This is a genomic window from Psychroserpens sp., from assembly GCF_036960315.1.
Classification (GTDB): domain Bacteria; phylum Bacteroidota; class Bacteroidia; order Flavobacteriales; family Flavobacteriaceae; genus Psychroserpens.
Map to the genome: position 1 here is coordinate 181359 of NZ_JBALVR010000003.1, position 16972 is coordinate 198330.

13 protein-coding genes are annotated in these 16972 nt (G+C 34.2%); 4 read left to right on the forward strand and 9 right to left on the reverse strand.

Annotation, left to right across the window (positions count from 1 at the left end; genetic code table 11):
- Window positions 1–315: 315 nt before the first annotated feature.
- Window positions 316–1434: a DUF3667 domain-containing protein gene (locus V7719_RS06660; protein ID WP_335729105.1), complete on the reverse strand. Its 1119-nt coding sequence runs from the start codon at window positions 1432–1434 to the stop codon at window positions 316–318.
- Window positions 1435–1658: 224 nt separating this feature from the next.
- On the opposite strand from V7719_RS06660, the gene V7719_RS06665 reads away from it, so the two are divergent.
- Entirely contained in the window at window positions 1659–2330 is a 672-nt protein-coding gene (locus V7719_RS06665; RefSeq protein WP_335729106.1) for a hypothetical protein, read from the forward strand.
- 95 nt (window positions 2331–2425) lie between these two features.
- On the opposite strand, the gene V7719_RS06670 is transcribed toward V7719_RS06665, so the two are convergent.
- Window positions 2426–2875: an aspartyl/asparaginyl beta-hydroxylase domain-containing protein gene (locus tag V7719_RS06670; protein ID WP_335729107.1), complete on the reverse strand. Its 450-nt coding sequence runs from the start codon at window positions 2873–2875 to the stop codon at window positions 2426–2428.
- Window positions 2876–3197: 322 nt separating this feature from the next.
- Between V7719_RS06670 and V7719_RS06675 the strand changes: the two genes are divergently transcribed.
- Window positions 3198–4364, forward strand: a complete 1167-nt coding sequence (locus tag V7719_RS06675; RefSeq protein WP_335729108.1) for a hypothetical protein — start codon at window positions 3198–3200, stop codon at window positions 4362–4364.
- 110 nt (window positions 4365–4474) lie between these two features.
- On the opposite strand, the gene V7719_RS06680 is transcribed toward V7719_RS06675, so the two are convergent.
- From V7719_RS06680 to V7719_RS06695, 4 genes are read right to left on the reverse strand one after another with little or no spacing between them, the layout of a single operon-like run.
- Window positions 4475–5932 carry a polysaccharide biosynthesis C-terminal domain-containing protein gene (locus V7719_RS06680; RefSeq protein ID WP_335729109.1) on the reverse strand — a complete coding sequence of 486 codons (1458 nt, stop codon included), beginning with the start codon at window positions 5930–5932 and terminating at the stop codon, window positions 4475–4477.
- Window positions 5932–7206 carry a glycosyltransferase family 4 protein gene (locus tag V7719_RS06685; protein ID WP_335729110.1) on the reverse strand — a complete coding sequence of 425 codons (1275 nt, stop codon included), beginning with the start codon at window positions 7204–7206 and terminating at the stop codon, window positions 5932–5934. Before V7719_RS06685 ends, V7719_RS06680 begins: the two co-directional genes overlap by 1 nt.
- A 21-nt stretch (window positions 7207–7227) precedes the next feature.
- Complete coding sequence (locus V7719_RS06690) at window positions 7228–9657, reverse strand: YfhO family protein (protein WP_335729354.1); 2430 nt, start codon at window positions 9655–9657, stop codon at window positions 7228–7230.
- Window positions 9658–9687: 30 nt separating this feature from the next.
- Entirely contained in the window at window positions 9688–9966 is a 279-nt protein-coding gene (locus tag V7719_RS06695; RefSeq protein WP_335729111.1) for a DUF4834 family protein, read from the reverse strand.
- A gap of 133 nt (window positions 9967–10099) precedes the next feature.
- Here V7719_RS06695 and V7719_RS06700 point away from each other — a divergent pair, with 133 nt between their 5' ends.
- Entirely contained in the window at window positions 10100–11059 is a 960-nt protein-coding gene (locus tag V7719_RS06700) for a transporter (protein ID WP_335729112.1), read from the forward strand.
- A gap of 37 nt (window positions 11060–11096) precedes the next feature.
- Window positions 11097–12218 (forward strand): GTP cyclohydrolase, encoded by a 1122-nt coding sequence (locus V7719_RS06705; RefSeq protein WP_335729113.1) that lies wholly within the window; start codon window positions 11097–11099, stop codon window positions 12216–12218.
- Window positions 12219–12273: 55 nt separating this feature from the next.
- On the opposite strand, the gene V7719_RS06710 is transcribed toward V7719_RS06705, so the two are convergent.
- The 3 genes from V7719_RS06710 to V7719_RS06720 all read right to left on the reverse strand — a co-directional run bounded on the left by V7719_RS06710 (window position 12274) and on the right by V7719_RS06720 (window position 16899).
- Window positions 12274–13533: an aminotransferase class I/II-fold pyridoxal phosphate-dependent enzyme gene (locus V7719_RS06710; protein WP_335729114.1), complete on the reverse strand. Its 1260-nt coding sequence runs from the start codon at window positions 13531–13533 to the stop codon at window positions 12274–12276.
- A 205-nt stretch (window positions 13534–13738) separates the two neighbouring features.
- Window positions 13739–14776 carry a PLP-dependent cysteine synthase family protein gene (locus tag V7719_RS06715; protein ID WP_335729115.1) on the reverse strand — a complete coding sequence of 346 codons (1038 nt, stop codon included), beginning with the start codon at window positions 14774–14776 and terminating at the stop codon, window positions 13739–13741.
- Window positions 14777–14850: 74 nt separating this feature from the next.
- The gene (locus V7719_RS06720; protein ID WP_335729116.1) at window positions 14851–16899 is read right to left on the reverse strand and encodes a S9 family peptidase; all 2049 of its coding nucleotides are present in this window, start codon (window positions 16897–16899) and stop codon (window positions 14851–14853) included.
- Between the last annotated feature and the right edge of the window lie 73 nt (window positions 16900–16972).

Sequence of the window (16972 nt, forward strand, 5' to 3'; positions counted from 1 at the left end):
GAATTTGATAAATCCATAAATAGATTTTATATAGGATTCCATACAGATAAAGCAAGATCATGTGAAACTAATGATCTTTTATCCCAAATTATAGCAGTTCAAATCATTGGAGAAATTATAGACGATACAGATTTTAAATTCAATAGTTTTGAGCTAAATATTGTTTTAAATAATGCCAATCGAATTAATATAACTAATCATAACAACTTACACTGGATCATTGCTGATGCCGAAATATTGAACCTGTTTTTAAATATTCCTATAGGGCATGCTGCCTCAAATATAAATTAAGAAATACTCATAACATAATGGTTTTTAAGAAGTTAAAAACGAAAACGCGAGTACAGCACCTGCTGCAAAAGGAATAACTACCATTAAAAAAACGAAGGTGATAATAGCGCTTTTAAACCAAGTTAAAAACCAGTGCTGACCATAAAAACGTATTAAAGCTATTAAGAAATAAACATAGGTGGACAAAGCTATAAGCCAATCTATCCAATCTGGCATGTCATATACAAATCTATTGACCGCAAATAAGATACTAAACGCCGTAAAGAGAAAAGAAAAGTAATAAAAGCTAAACACCAAATGATGCGCATACTTCCCTTTTTTGTAATAAAACACTTTTAGAATTAGAGCAAAAAATGGCAACAAGAAAAACATTGATATGGGAATACTATCAAAAAAAGCTTGAATAATCGTACCTGCACCATTACCTTCAACTAATTTTAACATTCTGGAGAAAAAACGCCGTTCTAAAAAACTAGGCTCCTCAGACATCCCCATTTCTTTGTAGATAACTTCTTTATCGGCTCCCATCGCAACAAGAGAATCGACTTTCTCTTTATTAAAATCCCAAGATTTGCTTAGGTTTCTTGGGTTTGCACTTTGAGCTTTAATAATAGAATCTGCAAGCTTTAAATCTTCATCTTTTAGTCCGATGAACTGCTGATTATCTTTTAAAGGTTTCATGAATTTCTCAATCTGAGCAGAATCTAAAGCTTTTATATTTTCCTCTTCTATACCTAAACTATCCGCATTAACTAATTCTAAAGGGCTTCCTTTCGCAACCTGTTCATTTATTTTATTCGCTTCTTGCACTAATTCTCTTGTACTAAAGGAAATAATAAAAAAGAAAACTACAGATATAAACAAATACATCTGGGCTGGATGCAAATAGAGTAAGCGTTTACCTTCTAGAAATTTTTTAGCCAAATAACCTGGCCTAATCATTAATGGGATAAAGCTTTTTAGGAATCTAGCATCAAACGAAAAATAGTTGCTAATTGTATTATAAAACAATACACTAATGGTAAGCTCTTCATTGGTTTTTTGACCACAATTCGGACAAAACTCAAACCCTTCTTTTAATTCAGTTTCACAATTTTGACATTGTTGACATTGCTCAGTTGTCTGTAAAGATTGATCTTCCATATTATGGGATTGGTTAGTCTTATAAAAGTAATAAAAAAAATGGATTTACATATTTTTTATCTCAATACTACGACTATCAAGAACAATAAGGTTTTATCTAAATAATTGACTAACAAATATTTATGGTTTTTGGCACGCATCTTGGTTAATTAAAAGTAAATAGCGTAAGCCGAAAAGTCCCTAAACGAGTTAGAGACTAAGGCCAATCTAAAAACCTATAAATCATGAAAAAGCAATTACTTTTTATAGCGACGATGTTGATAGGATTAGCATCAGCTACAGCGACAACAGCAGGAGATGCTGTTTCAAATGGGGAAGATTTTAACAATACACGCTATCGTTTTGCAGAACCAATAGTATTCATTGAGCGTGGTGTAGAATTTTTGATTTTTCCTGATGGAAGCTTCGATTTCAATACAGAATTCGGAAATAATGTCTCAGAAACTTATTACAGACGAAGAAGCTCTATAAACACAGCACATGGAGCTCCAGGAACAGTGAATAGAGTTCACTACTCCAAACCTAGAACAAGAAGCGTCATTATTACTCATGATAGTAATGGTAAAGTTCGCCGAATTGGAAACGTCTTTATCAATTATGACAGACAAGGCCGTATCAAACGAGCGGGTTCAGTTTATATGAGTTATCAAAGAGGTAATGGATTAGTACGTCAGATTGGCGGATTGAGAGTTAACTACAATCGTTGGGGAGAAATCGTACACATTAGTGGTGTCGTAAATCAAAACAATGCAGAATTAAACTGTGGTGTTGGCTCTGGAGTTGTTGGAAACCAATATGATGATTATGATGGAGACTTAGATGATGACTTTTTCTACTACCGAAAAGATGGTAGGGTAAAAAAGCATAAAAAACAGAAGAGAAATAAAAGAAATTAAATTTTTGATTTTCTTGGTTGGTTGTTCACATAAATGTGAACGTATAAAAAATCCTGAAGCGCTTCCCCAAGCCTTTAGGATTTTTCTTTTAATAATTAGCCCAAATTACTATCTTGTATAAGCGCTCTGATATTCTCATTTGGTATCATATCAATTGTAAGATTGACGCGCTCTGTATTTCCTGCATTTAATACACGATGCTTATCAGTTAGTTTCAAATACCAACATTCACCGGGTTGCATATCGACATGAATAGAATTCAAATAAAACGTCGTATCATTATTTTTCGCAATTGGTATGGTTAGTCGTATCACAGACTTCTCCACTTCTAAACCTAGTGTTGGGTCATTGTGTTCTTTAACTTCAGAATGGGGAGCTAAACGAAGTAATCGCACCAAGGTCACAGTTGTGATTTCTCTAAAAGAATCAATGACGCTTTTTAAATAAGGAGATGTATTTAGCTCTTCCGAATGTAACCAATCTGTCCAAGAACCATCTGCAAAATCCTTAGCAGATGGAGGAAAAGGTAAAGATGTATCGACCAAATGTGCAGGAGCTCTTAATTGTATAACATTTTAGTATTCAAACTCTTTAGGCTGTAACGCAGTATATTCCTTATACATTAAATCTGCATCAAAATTAAAAGGCAATTTAACGCGATCATTCTTTACGTCTTTCTCTTGCAATGTTTTCATATGTATGAAATACTAAATTTTATATAGTAGCAAATTAATTATATCTCTCCATTGGTATATAGGTAGATTTACCTATTTTCTTTATGTACTAAAAACCAAACACTTAAATCTTTTTATATTTTTTGGCACGCTAATTGTTTTATAAAGATTGTAATCAAAAACCCTTAAAATCATGAAACGATTAATATCATTTTTTACTGTATTGCTCCTAGTAGGAACAACAGTAAACGCAACAACCACCAACACAGTAGAGTCAAATGCATCAAACAACTATGTTAGAGGTTATGGTAATTCTTTCATTTTTGCGGAAGGGGGAATCGAGTTTTCGGTTTTTCCTGATGGTCAATTTGATTTCTTTATGCAAAATTATGGTCCAGATGTAAATGTGGCTATCAATACACCTGGTGTATCTATAAGCTTCAACTCTGGATATAACTATAATCCTTATGTACAATACGACGATTTTGGTGCAATTATTCAGATTGAAAACACATCCATTTTTTACGACTATTATGGTCGTGTAACACAAGTAGGAAATATAAATATCCACTACAATAGTTTTGGTCGCATTGTTAGATTAGGTGGATTATATGTACATTATAACAGATATAAAGCATTCTCACACTATACAGGATTTATCAATATATATAACAGAGCTTATGTTTACAGACCTTGGCATACCTATTATGTGGCACCTCAAGTAAACTACTGTATTGTAAACACTAGACCTTACAGACAATTTTATACACCTGTTAGACATACCTATTACAGACCATATAGAGATAATGCGAGACAAGTAGTTAGAATTAATAGTAGACGTGGAACAGTTGCTACAACAGGTCGTAGAGGAAGTTCTACCAATGAACGTTACAGACAAGACGCTACACCTTCTCGTTCAGATAACAGAAGTTTAAGTAATACCAATAGAGGTACAAGAACTAGAGATAATGCATCAAGTGATAGAATCATTAGCGATAACAGATCTAATACGTCTACTATAAGAAGTACAAGAGACTCTAAAGCGACAACAACTAGATCTACAAATGTAAAAGTTAGACCTAGAGATACGAGAACAAACACAAATAATACTAGAAATGTGACCAAGTCACCTAGAACTGTGTCTAACAATAAAACCACAACTAGAACGGTTAGAAAAAACACGAGTACTAGAAAACCAAAGTCATCAAATACTCGTATATCTAGTAACAAACAAAGTGATAGGTCTTCTAGAAACGCGACACAATCTAGAAGTAAAAAGCAATCACAGGTTAAAAAATCAAGTTCAAGATCTTCTAAAAACAGTAGTTCGAGAACAAAAAGCACAAGATCACGATCTTAATAATATAACAATTTTGGTTGGTTAGTAGAATGTCCCGTAAGCAGTATGCCTCAAAGCACCTTATGGGACTTTCTCATTTTATTAACTGAAATTTCAAGAATAGAATTACTCTACTTCAATTTCAAATATTTCCGTATCACTTCAGATATATCTTCGGAAATATTCAACTTATAAATCATGATGCCATAAACTATTCCAATAGCTAACGATTTCAGAAGAATGTTCACATAAGGATTAAAAGGAAATTCCCAAAAGTAAAACCCAAATACAATAGCTATAAGCAAGATTGAAATTTTTAAAGTTTCCGAAGTAAATGGCAGCATGTTAAATTTCAGTTTTACAAAATAAACCTTAATTGTATTATACACCAAAATAGCAATAAAAGTTGCCATTGCCGAGCCATTAATTCCATATTTCGGAATTAAAATCATATTGAGAATAATTGCCAAAACAGCCAAAACAACACCAAACACTAGTACCATCCTGTAATAGTCACTATTAAACAAAATAGCATTGTTATTGCCTAAAAGATTATCATAGAGTTTTGCAATACTAATTAAAAACACAACGATTAGTCCGCCACTAAATTCTGATGGAATGACCTCATACAACTCATTGATATTTACAATAATTAACAGAAAAATAAATCCGCTAATGACATAGAGTGTCAACGAACTGCGTTGATATAAATCTTTGAGTTCTGCTTTATTATTTTCATTTAAAAATTTAGCCGTTAGTGGTAGTAATATTTGATGCATCGCTCGTTGCGGAACGGCAATTACAGTTGCTATAAATACAGCTACACTGTAATAAGCTACCATCTCAATGTCCAGATAGTTGTTAAGCATAAATTTATCTAAGTCCAAAATAATAGTTGCAATAGATCCTGCAATAATAATCAATGAAGAGTATTTCAAAATTGAGCTCAGTTTGTCAATTTTATTGAATCTAAATACGGGTAATCGTTTTCCAAATGCATACAACATCATTATAAAAGCTCTTGCCACATATACGCCAACAATTCCCATCAGAAATTGATCGACAGTGATGTAATTAAAAAACACCGAAAACAAAAGCATCATAGCTCCCACACGATGAAATACCTCTTTCATGAAATTACCAAAAACCGTCCGCATTTGCACTTTTACCCAAGCATAAAAGACTTCAAAATAAGCCATGGAAACTGCTGTGATAAAAATGTACCAAAGATACCCGCTTACAATGTCATTCTTTTGTGATAAAATATTTGCTATGGTATCATAAGCCAGATCGCCTACAATAGCCACCGGAATCGATAATACTAAAGGCAAAATGAGCATTAAGGTCAAAAAGCTATTGAGTGAATTTTTGGTTTTAAATGTTGAGTAAAATTTAACGATGGTATTATGTGCGCCAAAAGCCATCAATGGCATCATAATATTGGCTGCAGAAAGAATGTAAGCCACAAGTCCGTAATACTCATTTGAGATAAAATTGGTGTATAAAAAGAGTGCATTTATGGCGCCTATACCGAAACCTAAATAGGTTGTAATAGTGTTTCGTAAGGATTGATGAATGACAATTCCCATTAGATGATTTCAGACAAACATTTGGTTAGTGACTTTCTACTATATTGTTCCAATCCAATGGCGTTAACTGCCAAGGTATCGGATTTATATGCTTCAAAATACGATAAAATTTGAGACTTGATACGTTCCTTGTTATTGTAGTGAAAATAACATCCTGTATTTGTGGTCTTTAAAATAGCCTCAACATCAGATGCTTTTGGACCAACAGCAATAATTGGTGTTCCAGAAGCCATATACTCAAACAATTTTCCAGGAATAATAACTTTAGCGTCTTCAGAATCGATTTCAATCATTAACAATACACGCGACGCCATTTGCTCTTTTATGGCCTCTTCGTGCGATAAATAACCCAAATTATCGACATAAGCCTCTAAACCATAAGATTGTATGGTTTGCAAAACATCTTCACTTACAACACCTATCAGTTTTAGCTGAAATGCACTTAGGAAATCGTCGTTCTCGTTAATAAGTTCCTGCAAGGCTTCCCATAACTGCTTCGGGTTCCGCTCTGATAATAAGGATCCAATATGTGCTAGCGTAAACTTTTCGTCTTTTTGTGGTCGTTGTATGTGATGGGAATCGTAACCATTAGTAATCACCGAAATTGGCTGGTTAGTTTTTGATGTAAACTCTTGTTTGGTATTTTTACTAGTGACGATAATCTCATCTGCCATTCCTAGAACTTTTGCTTCTAACGCTTTGTGTTTCGCTGCTGAAGAAGTCGTTAGTTTTAATGCCTTATGATAACCAATGGTTGTCCAGGGATCTCTAAAATCGGCCAACCACTTCACACCTAGTTGTTCTTTTAATTGTAAACCAATTAAATGCAAACTATGTGGTGGACCAGTGGTAATTATTGTATCAATTCTATTTTGTTGTATATAATCTGAAAGGTATGCTACAGAAGGTTTTATCCAGTTTTTTCGTGCATCTGGAATAAAGAAATTTCCACGCACATATAACATTAATTTTTGTATGAATGACTGTTTCTTTTGCTTCGGAATTACGCCCGAGCTAATCTGCTTTGAGCTTTTTTTAGACAATAGATTCGCAAAACGATAGGGCTCGCTTATGGGTTGCTTGATGATTTTTACATCACCTGAAAGATCGCTTAGCAAACTCTCATCTACAATTGGGTAACTTGGATTTTCAGGACAATAGACAATAGGTTCAATACCACACTCGGGTAAATACTTGACAAACTTCAACCATCGCTGAACACCAGGGCCTCCAGCAGGTGGCCAATAGTATGTGATGATGAGGATTTGTTTCATTTGATTAAGTTTTATAAAAAATTAATCTTTTTCTTTCCTATACCCAAACCACAATCCACCAAACAATAACAATCCAAATAGAATAGAACTTCCAAGAGAAATCATACTTCCGGTTTGTACAACTTGTGGTTCAAACTTAAATTCGATGTCGTGTTCACCTGCAGAAATATCTAATCCGCGTAAAGCATAATTAACACGTTGAATTGGCACTTCCTGTCCATCAATAGTCGCTATCCAACCATTTGCATAGTACATTTCAGAAAAGACTGCAAAACCATCGCTTAAGTTCGTAGACGTGTATTTTAATTGATTTGGTTTATGTTCTGTTAACGTGATTCTGGCTGTAGAATCCACGGCAAAACGTTGAGATGATAATTCAGAAACTGTAGTCACTGCTTTAGCCGCAGTTTGCAAACTATCTAATGCTTTAATTTCGGCATTTGCCGATTCCATTTTCTCAAGTTCACTGACAAACCACGCATTACCATTGGCATCTTCATTCACATATGGGAATACTTGACCTTGCTCTTCAGCAATAATATATTTCGTATTCAGCATATTAAGGACATTCATATTATTTCCAGCAATATGAAAATCGTACAACTCGTCAAAACGTTTCAATTTTGCGGCGTGATAACCTCCTAAAGAATTATGAAAATAAGCTGCTCTTGCTGGAGCTCTACTGCCTTCAGTAGAAATATCAAGCACTCTAAAATGCCCGTCATCTTGCATGATTTCGGTATCTACTGGACTCTCTTGATAGGGCTTATTTACTTTAATTGCAGACACAAAATTATCTGTGTTCACATAACGACGATCCACACCTACCAAATCAAATAGGATTAAGATGGCGAAAACCCCAACCACTAAAGTTTCCGAGAGCTTCTTTTTCAAGAACAAGAAAATCGTTCCTGCAGATAGCACTACTAAAATAAGTGTACGTAAAGTATCCTGAGTAAAGAAGGCTTGCCTATCGTCTCTTAAAGCATCAATATAGCCTTGACCATATTCGCCATAGGCTTGTCTGTAATAACCATCATTAGCGCCTACAAATTCAAATATCGACGATCCAAATAGCAAGAAAATTAAGGCCAATCCTCCTGCGATTAATGCTGAAATCTTAAGAGCTAATATTTTTTTATCATCCTTTTCAAAATCGTTAAAGAGTTTCACAAGACCAAAAATAGCCAGCACAGGAATACATAATTCTAATATAACTTGGATAGAGCTTACCGCTCTAAACTTATTGTATAAAGGCACATAGTCGATAAAGAAGTCGGTTAAAAACCCTAGATGTTTTCCATAAGATAAAAGTAATGACAGAATTGTTCCTCCAACTAGCCACCATTTTAGGCGACCTCTCACTAAAAACAATGCGAATATAAATAAGAAAAGCACTACTGCTCCAATATATGCTGGTGCTTCAACTATGGTCTGTTCTCCCCAATATGTTGGTGAATTTTGAGCTTCTTGTAAAGCTTGTGTAGGCGTTGCTCCTATTTGTCTAAAAAACTGATAGATTTCAGAATCTTTACCTACATCTTCTCCACTTCCTCCTCCCATAAATCTAGGGATGAATAAATTGAAAGTTTCGGTTATCCCGTAACTGTATTCTGTAATATACGCTTTACTTAATCCAGAAGTAACTTCTTTTGGCGTACCATCAGGATTTATAGTTAATTCGCTTTTTCCACGTGTACTTTCCTTGACATACTCTTGCGTTGCCAAAATATTTGTAGCATTGAGACCAATAGCCAAAATAAGGGCAACGACCATAATTCCTACCGACTTAAAAAAGTGCGTTAACATTTTCTTATTGTAGGCATCAACCAAATAAGCAATTCCTAAAACAATAACTAACAACATTAAATAATACGTCATTTGAAAATGGTTGGCTCCAATTTCTAAAGCCAGAGCAATCGCAGTGAGTAAAAAGCCAACAATATATTTTTGCCTAAACGTGAGCACAATACCGCTTAAAACCAAAGGCATATATGCTATAGCGTGCGCTTTACTATTATGGCCAACACCCAGAATAATAATAAGATAGGTGGAGAAGCCAAAAGCTAATGCACCTAAAGCAGCGAGTTTAAAGTCAACCTTTAGTACTAATAACAAGATGTAAAATCCTAAAAAATAGATAAATAGGTAATCGGCTGGACGTGGTAAAAAGCGTAGAGCAGAATCCAATTTCTTAACGTAATTGTGCGGATAACGCGCTCCCAATTGATAGGTAGGCATACCACCAAACGCACTGTTGGTCCAATAGGTTTCTTCTCCTGTGGCAGCTTTAAAATCTTTCTGCTGTTTAGACATGCCAATATAGTGCATGATATCACTTTGAAAGATTTGTTTGCCTTGTAAAACAGGACTAAAATAAGCTAATGAAATAACCACAAAACCTATTAAAACTAAAAGGTGAGGTAAGATTTTTTTAAATGAAAATTGCATAGATAGTAAGACTTTCAATAGACTCGAAAATTAGTCAATTTCTTCGTAATCTATGTACTCTCCAACTTTTTTATTTGAAGCCGAATCATTTATAGGAGCCTTATCGATGACGGTTTCGCCTTCTTTTTGTTGCTGACTTTGGTTTTGGTGCTGCTGAAATTGTCCTTCAAACTTCTGTTGCACCTTTTTAGACATATATCTCACAAGGTGTGGTGCGAACAAACGTGCCAGAATTTTTATTCCGTAGTACACCAAAAGAATTATAAGAATGGTTCTAAACAAACCATATACGGATGCTTCTTGTAACATTACATTAAATTTATTCAAAAATACAACTATATGTATTTAAAAAACTGGTTTCGTTACTTAAAAATATCTTAATACTATTATCCCATTAAATAAATGGTATAAAATATCTATATTTGGCTTAAATCATTAACCTATGGCTTCAATCAAAAAAGTGTTGTTTTTTACGATATTTTTAATCTCCCAAATCACTTTCGCTCAATACACCGAAGTGATAAACTCCAATAGACCTGGTGTCTCTAAAAGTGCGTTTTCTGTAGGAACAAATGTTGCACAAATAGAAGTTGGACCTTATATTATAAAAGAAGAACATACACCGCTCATGTATGAAGTTTCCGGTTTTGGTGCAGATTTTACTGTACGTTACGGATTGTTATTTGAGCAACTAGAAATTAACTTGGAAGGGGCATACCAAAATGATACGTTTACTGATAATCGTTCAACTATTCCTTCTGAAGACAAACGCTCTAACTTTAAAAATTTCACACTCGGAGCAAAATATTTAGTATATGATCCTTATAAAAATTCTGAAGAAGAAGACAAACCCAATTTATATAGTTATCATGCCAATCGTACATTTAAATGGAAATCTTTAATTCCTGCTATTGCAGTATATGCAGGAGCAAATTTTGATTCAAAAAATAATCCTTTTACAGCTCCAGGTGTTGAAGGGTTTAGTCCGAAAATTATGGTCGCTACCCAAAATAATTTTTCTGGTGGCTGGGTTCTGGTTGTCAATTTAATTAAAGACCGAATTGGCACCGACTTTTCCGATTTCCAGTACGTCATCACATTGACACATAGTTTTAGTCCGCAATGGGTTGTTTTTGGAGAAACTCAAGGCATACAAAGTGATTTCTATGCAGATAACCTCCTTAGATTTGGTGGCGGATATTTATGGAGCAAGGACTTTCAATTGGATACCGCAGTAACGTTTAACACTAAGGATACACCTTCAGTTTTTGGTGTTAACTTCGGAATGTCTTACCGCTTCGATTTTCATGTTGACAAAGAAACAGACAACGGTAATTCTCGTGAAGATTCCGATAAGAGGAAACCAAAAAAGAAAAAAGACAAAAAAAAAAAGAACAGATGATTTTGATGATGACGGAAGTCTTTAAGCCTTATTATATATGATTGATGTTAAAGAAATTTATTCTAAAAAGGAATTAAAGCAATTTGTAAAATTCCCTTTTAAACTTAATAAAGACTCGAAATCTTGGGTGCCACCTATTATAGGTGAAGAATTAAAAACGTTTGACAAAACGGTCAACCCTGTTTTTGAAGATGCCGAAGCTCGCTTTTTCTTAGCTTATAAAGACAATAAAATTGTTGGTCGTGTTGCAGCCATTATCAATTGGTTAGAAGTCAAAGGGCAGAATGAAAAAAAGATGCGTTTTGGCTGGTTTGATGTTATTGATGATATCAACGTCACCAAAGCTCTATTAGAGAAGGTTAATGACATAGGCAAAGAACATCAGCTAGAATATATTGAAGGCCCTGTAGGGTTTTCAAATTTAGATAAAGTTGGAATCCTTACTGAGGGTTTTGATCAAATTGGCAGCATGATTACTTGGCATAACTTACCATACTATGCTTCACACTTTGAGCAACTAGGTTATGATGTTGGCAAGCGTTATTCAGAAAATGTGATGGAATTCAAAAACATTCTACCTGAATTTTTCTCTAGAGTACAAACACTTATAAAGAAACGCTATGAGCTTCGTGCTTTAAATTTTTCAAACAATAAAGATATTATGCTTTATACAGATGAAATGTTTGAGGTATTTACAAAATCGCATTCTGTATTATCATCGTTTGTTGAAATTAATGATGAACAACGCGAATATTTTAAGAAAAAATTTATTGGTTTTCTTAATCCTGAATATGTGAAATTTGTAGTAGATAAAGATGATAAACTTGTTGGCTTCGGAATCGTTACACCTTCGTATGCAAAAGCACTACAAAAAATGAAAGGTAAGTTATTTCCTTTCGGAGTTCGCCATTTATTACAAGCCAAGAAGCATGCAAAAACAGTGACATTCTATCTAATAGGTGTATTACCAGAATATCAAAATAAAGGCGTTACCGCAATTATATTTCATGAATTTCACAAGACATTCACTGAAAAAGGCATAGAACTATGCATTAGAGGTCCAGAGTTAGATGACAATGAAGCCATACATAAATTGTGGAAGAATTTTAAACCCGTTACTAACAAACGACGTTGCACATTCAAGAAAAGCATTATATAAAAAAAAATCCGATTCAATTACGAATCGGATTTTTTTATTGATTATACATAGCTCACTACTCACCCATGGCAGCCATAACTGCAGCAGATAAGCGTTTGTATGTTCCGTTATTCAAACGATCTCTAATCGCATCAAATGCATCGAGCGTTTCTTCAACATCTTTTAATGTATGTGTTGCTGTTGGTATCATTCTCAATAGAATTAATCCCTTCGGAATTACTGGATACACAACAATAGAACAGAAAATGCCATAGTTTTCACGTAAATCACGCACTAAAGCCATAGCTTCTGGAATACTTCCTTTTAAATATACCGGAGTAACACAACTTTTTGTTGTTCCTATATCAAAACCACGTTCTTTTAATCCAGATTGTAAGGCATTAACAATGGTCCAAAGGTTTTGTTTTAGTTCTGGCATTGTTCTCAACATATCCAAACGTTTTAATGCACCTACAACAAGTTGCATTTGTAACGATTTAGCAAACATTTGAGAACGTAAATTATATTTTAAGTAATCAACAATCTCTTGATCGGCAGCGATAAAAGCTCCTGTACTAGCCAAAGATTTAGCAAATGTGGCAAAATACACATCGATATCATCTTGAACACCTTGTTCTTCTCCAGCACCAGCTCCAGTTTTCCCTAAGGTTCCGAAACCATGAGCATCATCAACAAATAATCTGAAATTAAACTTCTTTTTAAGTGCAACTATTTCTTTTAAACGTCCTTGTTCACCTCGCATTCCGAAGACACCTTCAGAAATCACTAGTATTCCACCACCAGTTTGTTCGGCCATTTTGGTCGCACGTTCTAAATTTTTCTCTAAACTTTCAACGTCATTATGCTTGTAAGTAAAGCGTTTCCCCATATGAAGGCGAACACCATCAATAATACAAGCGTGAGCATCTACATCATATACAATAATATCATCTTTAGACACCAAAGCATCTACAGTAGACACCATTCCTTGGTAACCAAAGTTTAATAAGTAAGCAGCTTCTTTGCTTACAAATTCGGCAAGTTCGTTTTGTAATTGTTCATGAAGTTCTGTGTGACCAGACATCATTCGTGCTCCCATTGGGTATGCAGAACCGTATTGAGCAGCTGCTTCAGCATCTACTTTACGCACTTCTGGATGATTAGCTAATCCAAGATAATCATTAATACTCCAGGTAATCACTTCTTTTCCTTGAAACTTCATTCTATTAGAAATCTCTCCTTCCAGCTTCGGAAATACAAAATATCCTTCAGCTTGAGAAGCCCATTTTAACAATGGTCCCTTATCTTTATAGATCTTCTCAAATAAATCTTTCATTAAAGCGAGTTTTTAGTCTTATTAGTTAGGTAAATACATCTTCATTTTTTGTTAGGTAAAAATCAAGACATAATCGGGACAAAATTAGTTAATATTATTATGATTGCATAATATTTTTATGAACCAATGTTTATATCCGTATTAAACATAAAAAACCTATCACGAAAAGGCGCGATAGGAATTTTATAAACTTAGTGTTGTTGATTTATTTTATATACTGAATTTTCTCAGCAATTTCTGTTTTGCTATCAAAGAATCCTTGATCTTCCATCCATTTATCACTATACACTTTACTCATGTAACGTGAACCATGGTCAGGAAAAATTACAACTACCTTATCTCCTACTTTAAATTCGCCTTCTTCATTAAGTTGCTTTAAGGCTTGCATAGCTGCTCCACTTGTGTAACCTACAAATAAACCTTCGGATTTTGAAATTTCACGTGCAGTATGCGCACTTTCCTCATCGGTAACTTTTATAAATCTGTCTATTAAATCGAAATCTGTAGCTGATGGAATCAAGTTTTTACCTAAACCTTCAATTCGGTAAGGGTAAATCTCTTTATCATCAAATTCACGAGTTTCGTGATATTTTTTTAATACTGAACCAAAAGCATCTACACCAATGACTTTAACATTAGGATTTTGTTCTTTTAAGTATTTAGAAATACCTGAAATCGTTCCTCCTGTTCCACTACAAGCTACTAAGTGTGTAATTTGTCCTTCTGTTTGTTCCCAGATTTCTGGACCAGTACTGTGATAATGGGCTTCTATATTGAGCTCATTAAAATACTGATTGATATAAATAGACCCCTTGATTTCATCGTGCATGCGTTTTGCAACTTGGTAGTATGAACGTGGATCATCTGCGCTTACATTTGCTGGACACACATAAACTTGTGCTCCCATAGATTTAAGCATATCAATCTTGTCAGCAGATGATTTAGAACTTACAGCCAAAATACATTCATAACCTTTAATGATACTCACCATAGCAATACTAAATCCTGTATTACCGGATGTTGTTTCAATAATAGTATCTCCTGGAGTTAAGATGCCTTGTCTTTCGGCTTCTTCTATAATATGAAGAGCAATTCTATCTTTTGACGAATGACCTGGATTAAAAGCTTCTACTTTAGCAAAAAAATCGCCATCAAAACCTTGAGCCATTTTGTTTAATCTGATAAGAGGAGTTTTACCTATTAGCTGTAAAACATTATCAAATACTTGTATGTCTTTTTTCATAAATGCTATTTATCAGTTTCATATCTATTCAAAATGAAACATAAAACCTCGCAAAATTAAGATTTTTTTTTTAATTAGCTAATAATTCCCTCTAAGTCTAACAAAAACGCAAATTCCTGAGCGTCTTCTTTTAGTGCTTCAAATCGTCCAGAAGCTCCACCATGACCAGCCTCCGTATTGGTCAGCAAGTATAGTTTGTTGGTATCTTGTTTATAAGTTCTAAGCTTAGCGACCCATTTTGCAGGCTCCCAATACTGAACCTGAGAATCATGTAAACCTGCAGTTACCAAAAGGTTTGGGTAAGACTTTGCTTTAATGTTATCGTAAGGAGAATAACTCTTGATATAGTCATAGTAATCCTTATCATTAGGGTTTCCCCATTCATCATATTCTCCCGTGGTTAAAGGAATCGAATCATCCAACATGGTCGTCACAACATCCACAAAAGGAACTGCAGCAATGACACCATTATATAGCTGTGGGGCTTCATTAACAATAACGCCTACTAATAAACCTCCGGCACTACCTCCCATAGCGTATAAATGCTCAGGAGAGGTGTAGTTTTGCTTAATCAAATGTTTTGAGCAATCTATAAAATCGGTAAACGAATTTTTCTTTCTGAGGAGTTTTCCGTTTTCATACCAATGACGACCTAAATATTCGCTTCCTCTAACATGTGAAATCACATAAATAAAACCACGATCCAGTAAGCTTAATCTAATGGTTGAAAAATAAGGGTCCATAGTAGATCCATAACTTCCGTAGGCATATTGCAACAATGGTGCACTTCCGTCAAGCTTAGTGTCTTTACGTCTTACCAATGACATTGGTATTTTTGTACCATCTTGAGCTGTTGCCCAAATACGTTCTGAGGTATAATTAGTTTTATCAAAATTAGAATCGAGAACTTCTTGCTCTTTTTTTATCTGCCTTGCCTTAGTTCTCATATTGAAATCAATCACAGAAGACGGATTGGTGAGCGAATTATAACTATAACGTAAGGTCTCAGTATCAAAATCTACGTTAGTCCCTGTATTCGCTGTGTAGGTTTCGTTATCAAATGGTAAATAATAATCCTCTTGATTATCCCAGCGTTTAATTCTGATTTGATTTAAGCCATTTGAACGTTCACTGACAACTAGAAAATCTTTGAAAATATCAATATCTTCAAGTAAAACATCATCTCTATGTGCAATAACCTCAACCCAATTTTTAATTTCTGTTTGATTTTCAGAAGTTTTCATCAATTTGAAATTGTAAGCCTTATCATTATTACTCAAAATATAAAATTGATCTTCAAAGTGAGAAATAGTGTATTCTAATCCGCGAATTCGCTTCTGAAAAATTTTAAAATTATCATTTGGAGTATCTGCATTCAGAACATGAAATTCATTCGTCAATGTACTATAACAGGCTATCACAATATATTTTCGAGACTTTGATTTATAAACCGCCACTCCAAACGTATCATCATCTTCAGTAAAAATCAGAATATCCTTGTCTTCAGAATCTCCTATTTTATGCTTGTAAATCTCATTAGAACGCAAGGTTTGCTTATCCTTTTTAGTATAAAAAAGTGTGCAATTATCATTAGCCCAAGTTGATGATCCTGTAGTATTTTCAATAGCATCAGAGAATACTTCTCCAGTAATTAAGCTTTTAATTTGAAGTCTATACTGTCGTCTACCAACCGTATCTATACCAAAAGCAATCATCGTATTATCGGGACTTACACTCAATCCAACTAATCTAAAATAACCTTGACCTTCTGCCATTTTGTTACAATCGAAGACTAATTCTTCTTTGGCTTCTAGAGATTCTTTTTTACGTGTATAGATTGGGTAATCTTTTCCTTTTTCATAACGTACAATATACCAATACCCATTGTATTTGTAGGGCACAGACGAATCATCTTCTTTGATTCTCGCTTTCATTTCCTCGAAAAGCGTTTTTTCAAAATCTTTGGTGTGTGCTGTTTCCTGTTCGTAGAACTCGTTTTCGGCACTGAGATAATCCAATACATTTTGATCCTCTCTTTGATTTAACCAAAAATAATTATCAATTCGTACATCAGTATGGATTTCTAATTCCTTCGGAATTTTTCTTGCGACTGGAGCTTTCATGATCGTATTCATTTTTCTTTTTAAAAGTCTGGCAATTTAGTAATTTTGCAACTTATAATTTAATACTTAACAA

Bases quoted from the DNA above. Each gene is read 5' to 3' on its own strand.
- V7719_RS06700 (WP_335729112.1), top strand. From the start codon at position 10,100: ATGGCTTCAATCAAAAAAGTGTTGTTTTTTACGATATTTTTAATCTCC.
- V7719_RS06685 (WP_335729110.1), bottom strand. From the start codon at position 7,206: ATGAAACAAATCCTCATCATCACATACTATTGGCCACCTGCTGGAGGC.
- V7719_RS06705 (WP_335729113.1), top strand. From the start codon at position 11,097: ATGATTGATGTTAAAGAAATTTATTCTAAAAAGGAATTAAAGCAATTT.
- V7719_RS06715 (WP_335729115.1), bottom strand. From the start codon at position 14,776: ATGAAAAAAGACATACAAGTATTTGATAATGTTTTACAGCTAATAGGT.
- V7719_RS06690 (WP_335729354.1), bottom strand. From the start codon at position 9,657: ATGCAATTTTCATTTAAAAAAATCTTACCTCACCTTTTAGTTTTAATA.
- V7719_RS06665 (WP_335729106.1), top strand. From the start codon at position 1,659: ATGAAAAAGCAATTACTTTTTATAGCGACGATGTTGATAGGATTAGCA.
- V7719_RS06720 (WP_335729116.1), bottom strand. From the start codon at position 16,899: ATGAAAGCTCCAGTCGCAAGAAAAATTCCGAAGGAATTAGAAATCCAT.
- V7719_RS06675 (WP_335729108.1), top strand. From the start codon at position 3,198: ATGAAACGATTAATATCATTTTTTACTGTATTGCTCCTAGTAGGAACA.
- V7719_RS06695 (WP_335729111.1), bottom strand. From the start codon at position 9,966: ATGTTACAAGAAGCATCCGTATATGGTTTGTTTAGAACCATTCTTATA.
- V7719_RS06660 (WP_335729105.1), bottom strand. From the start codon at position 1,434: ATGGAAGATCAATCTTTACAGACAACTGAGCAATGTCAACAATGTCAA.
- V7719_RS06710 (WP_335729114.1), bottom strand. From the start codon at position 13,533: ATGAAAGATTTATTTGAGAAGATCTATAAAGATAAGGGACCATTGTTA.
- V7719_RS06680 (WP_335729109.1), bottom strand. From the start codon at position 5,932: ATGGGAATTGTCATTCATCAATCCTTACGAAACACTATTACAACCTAT.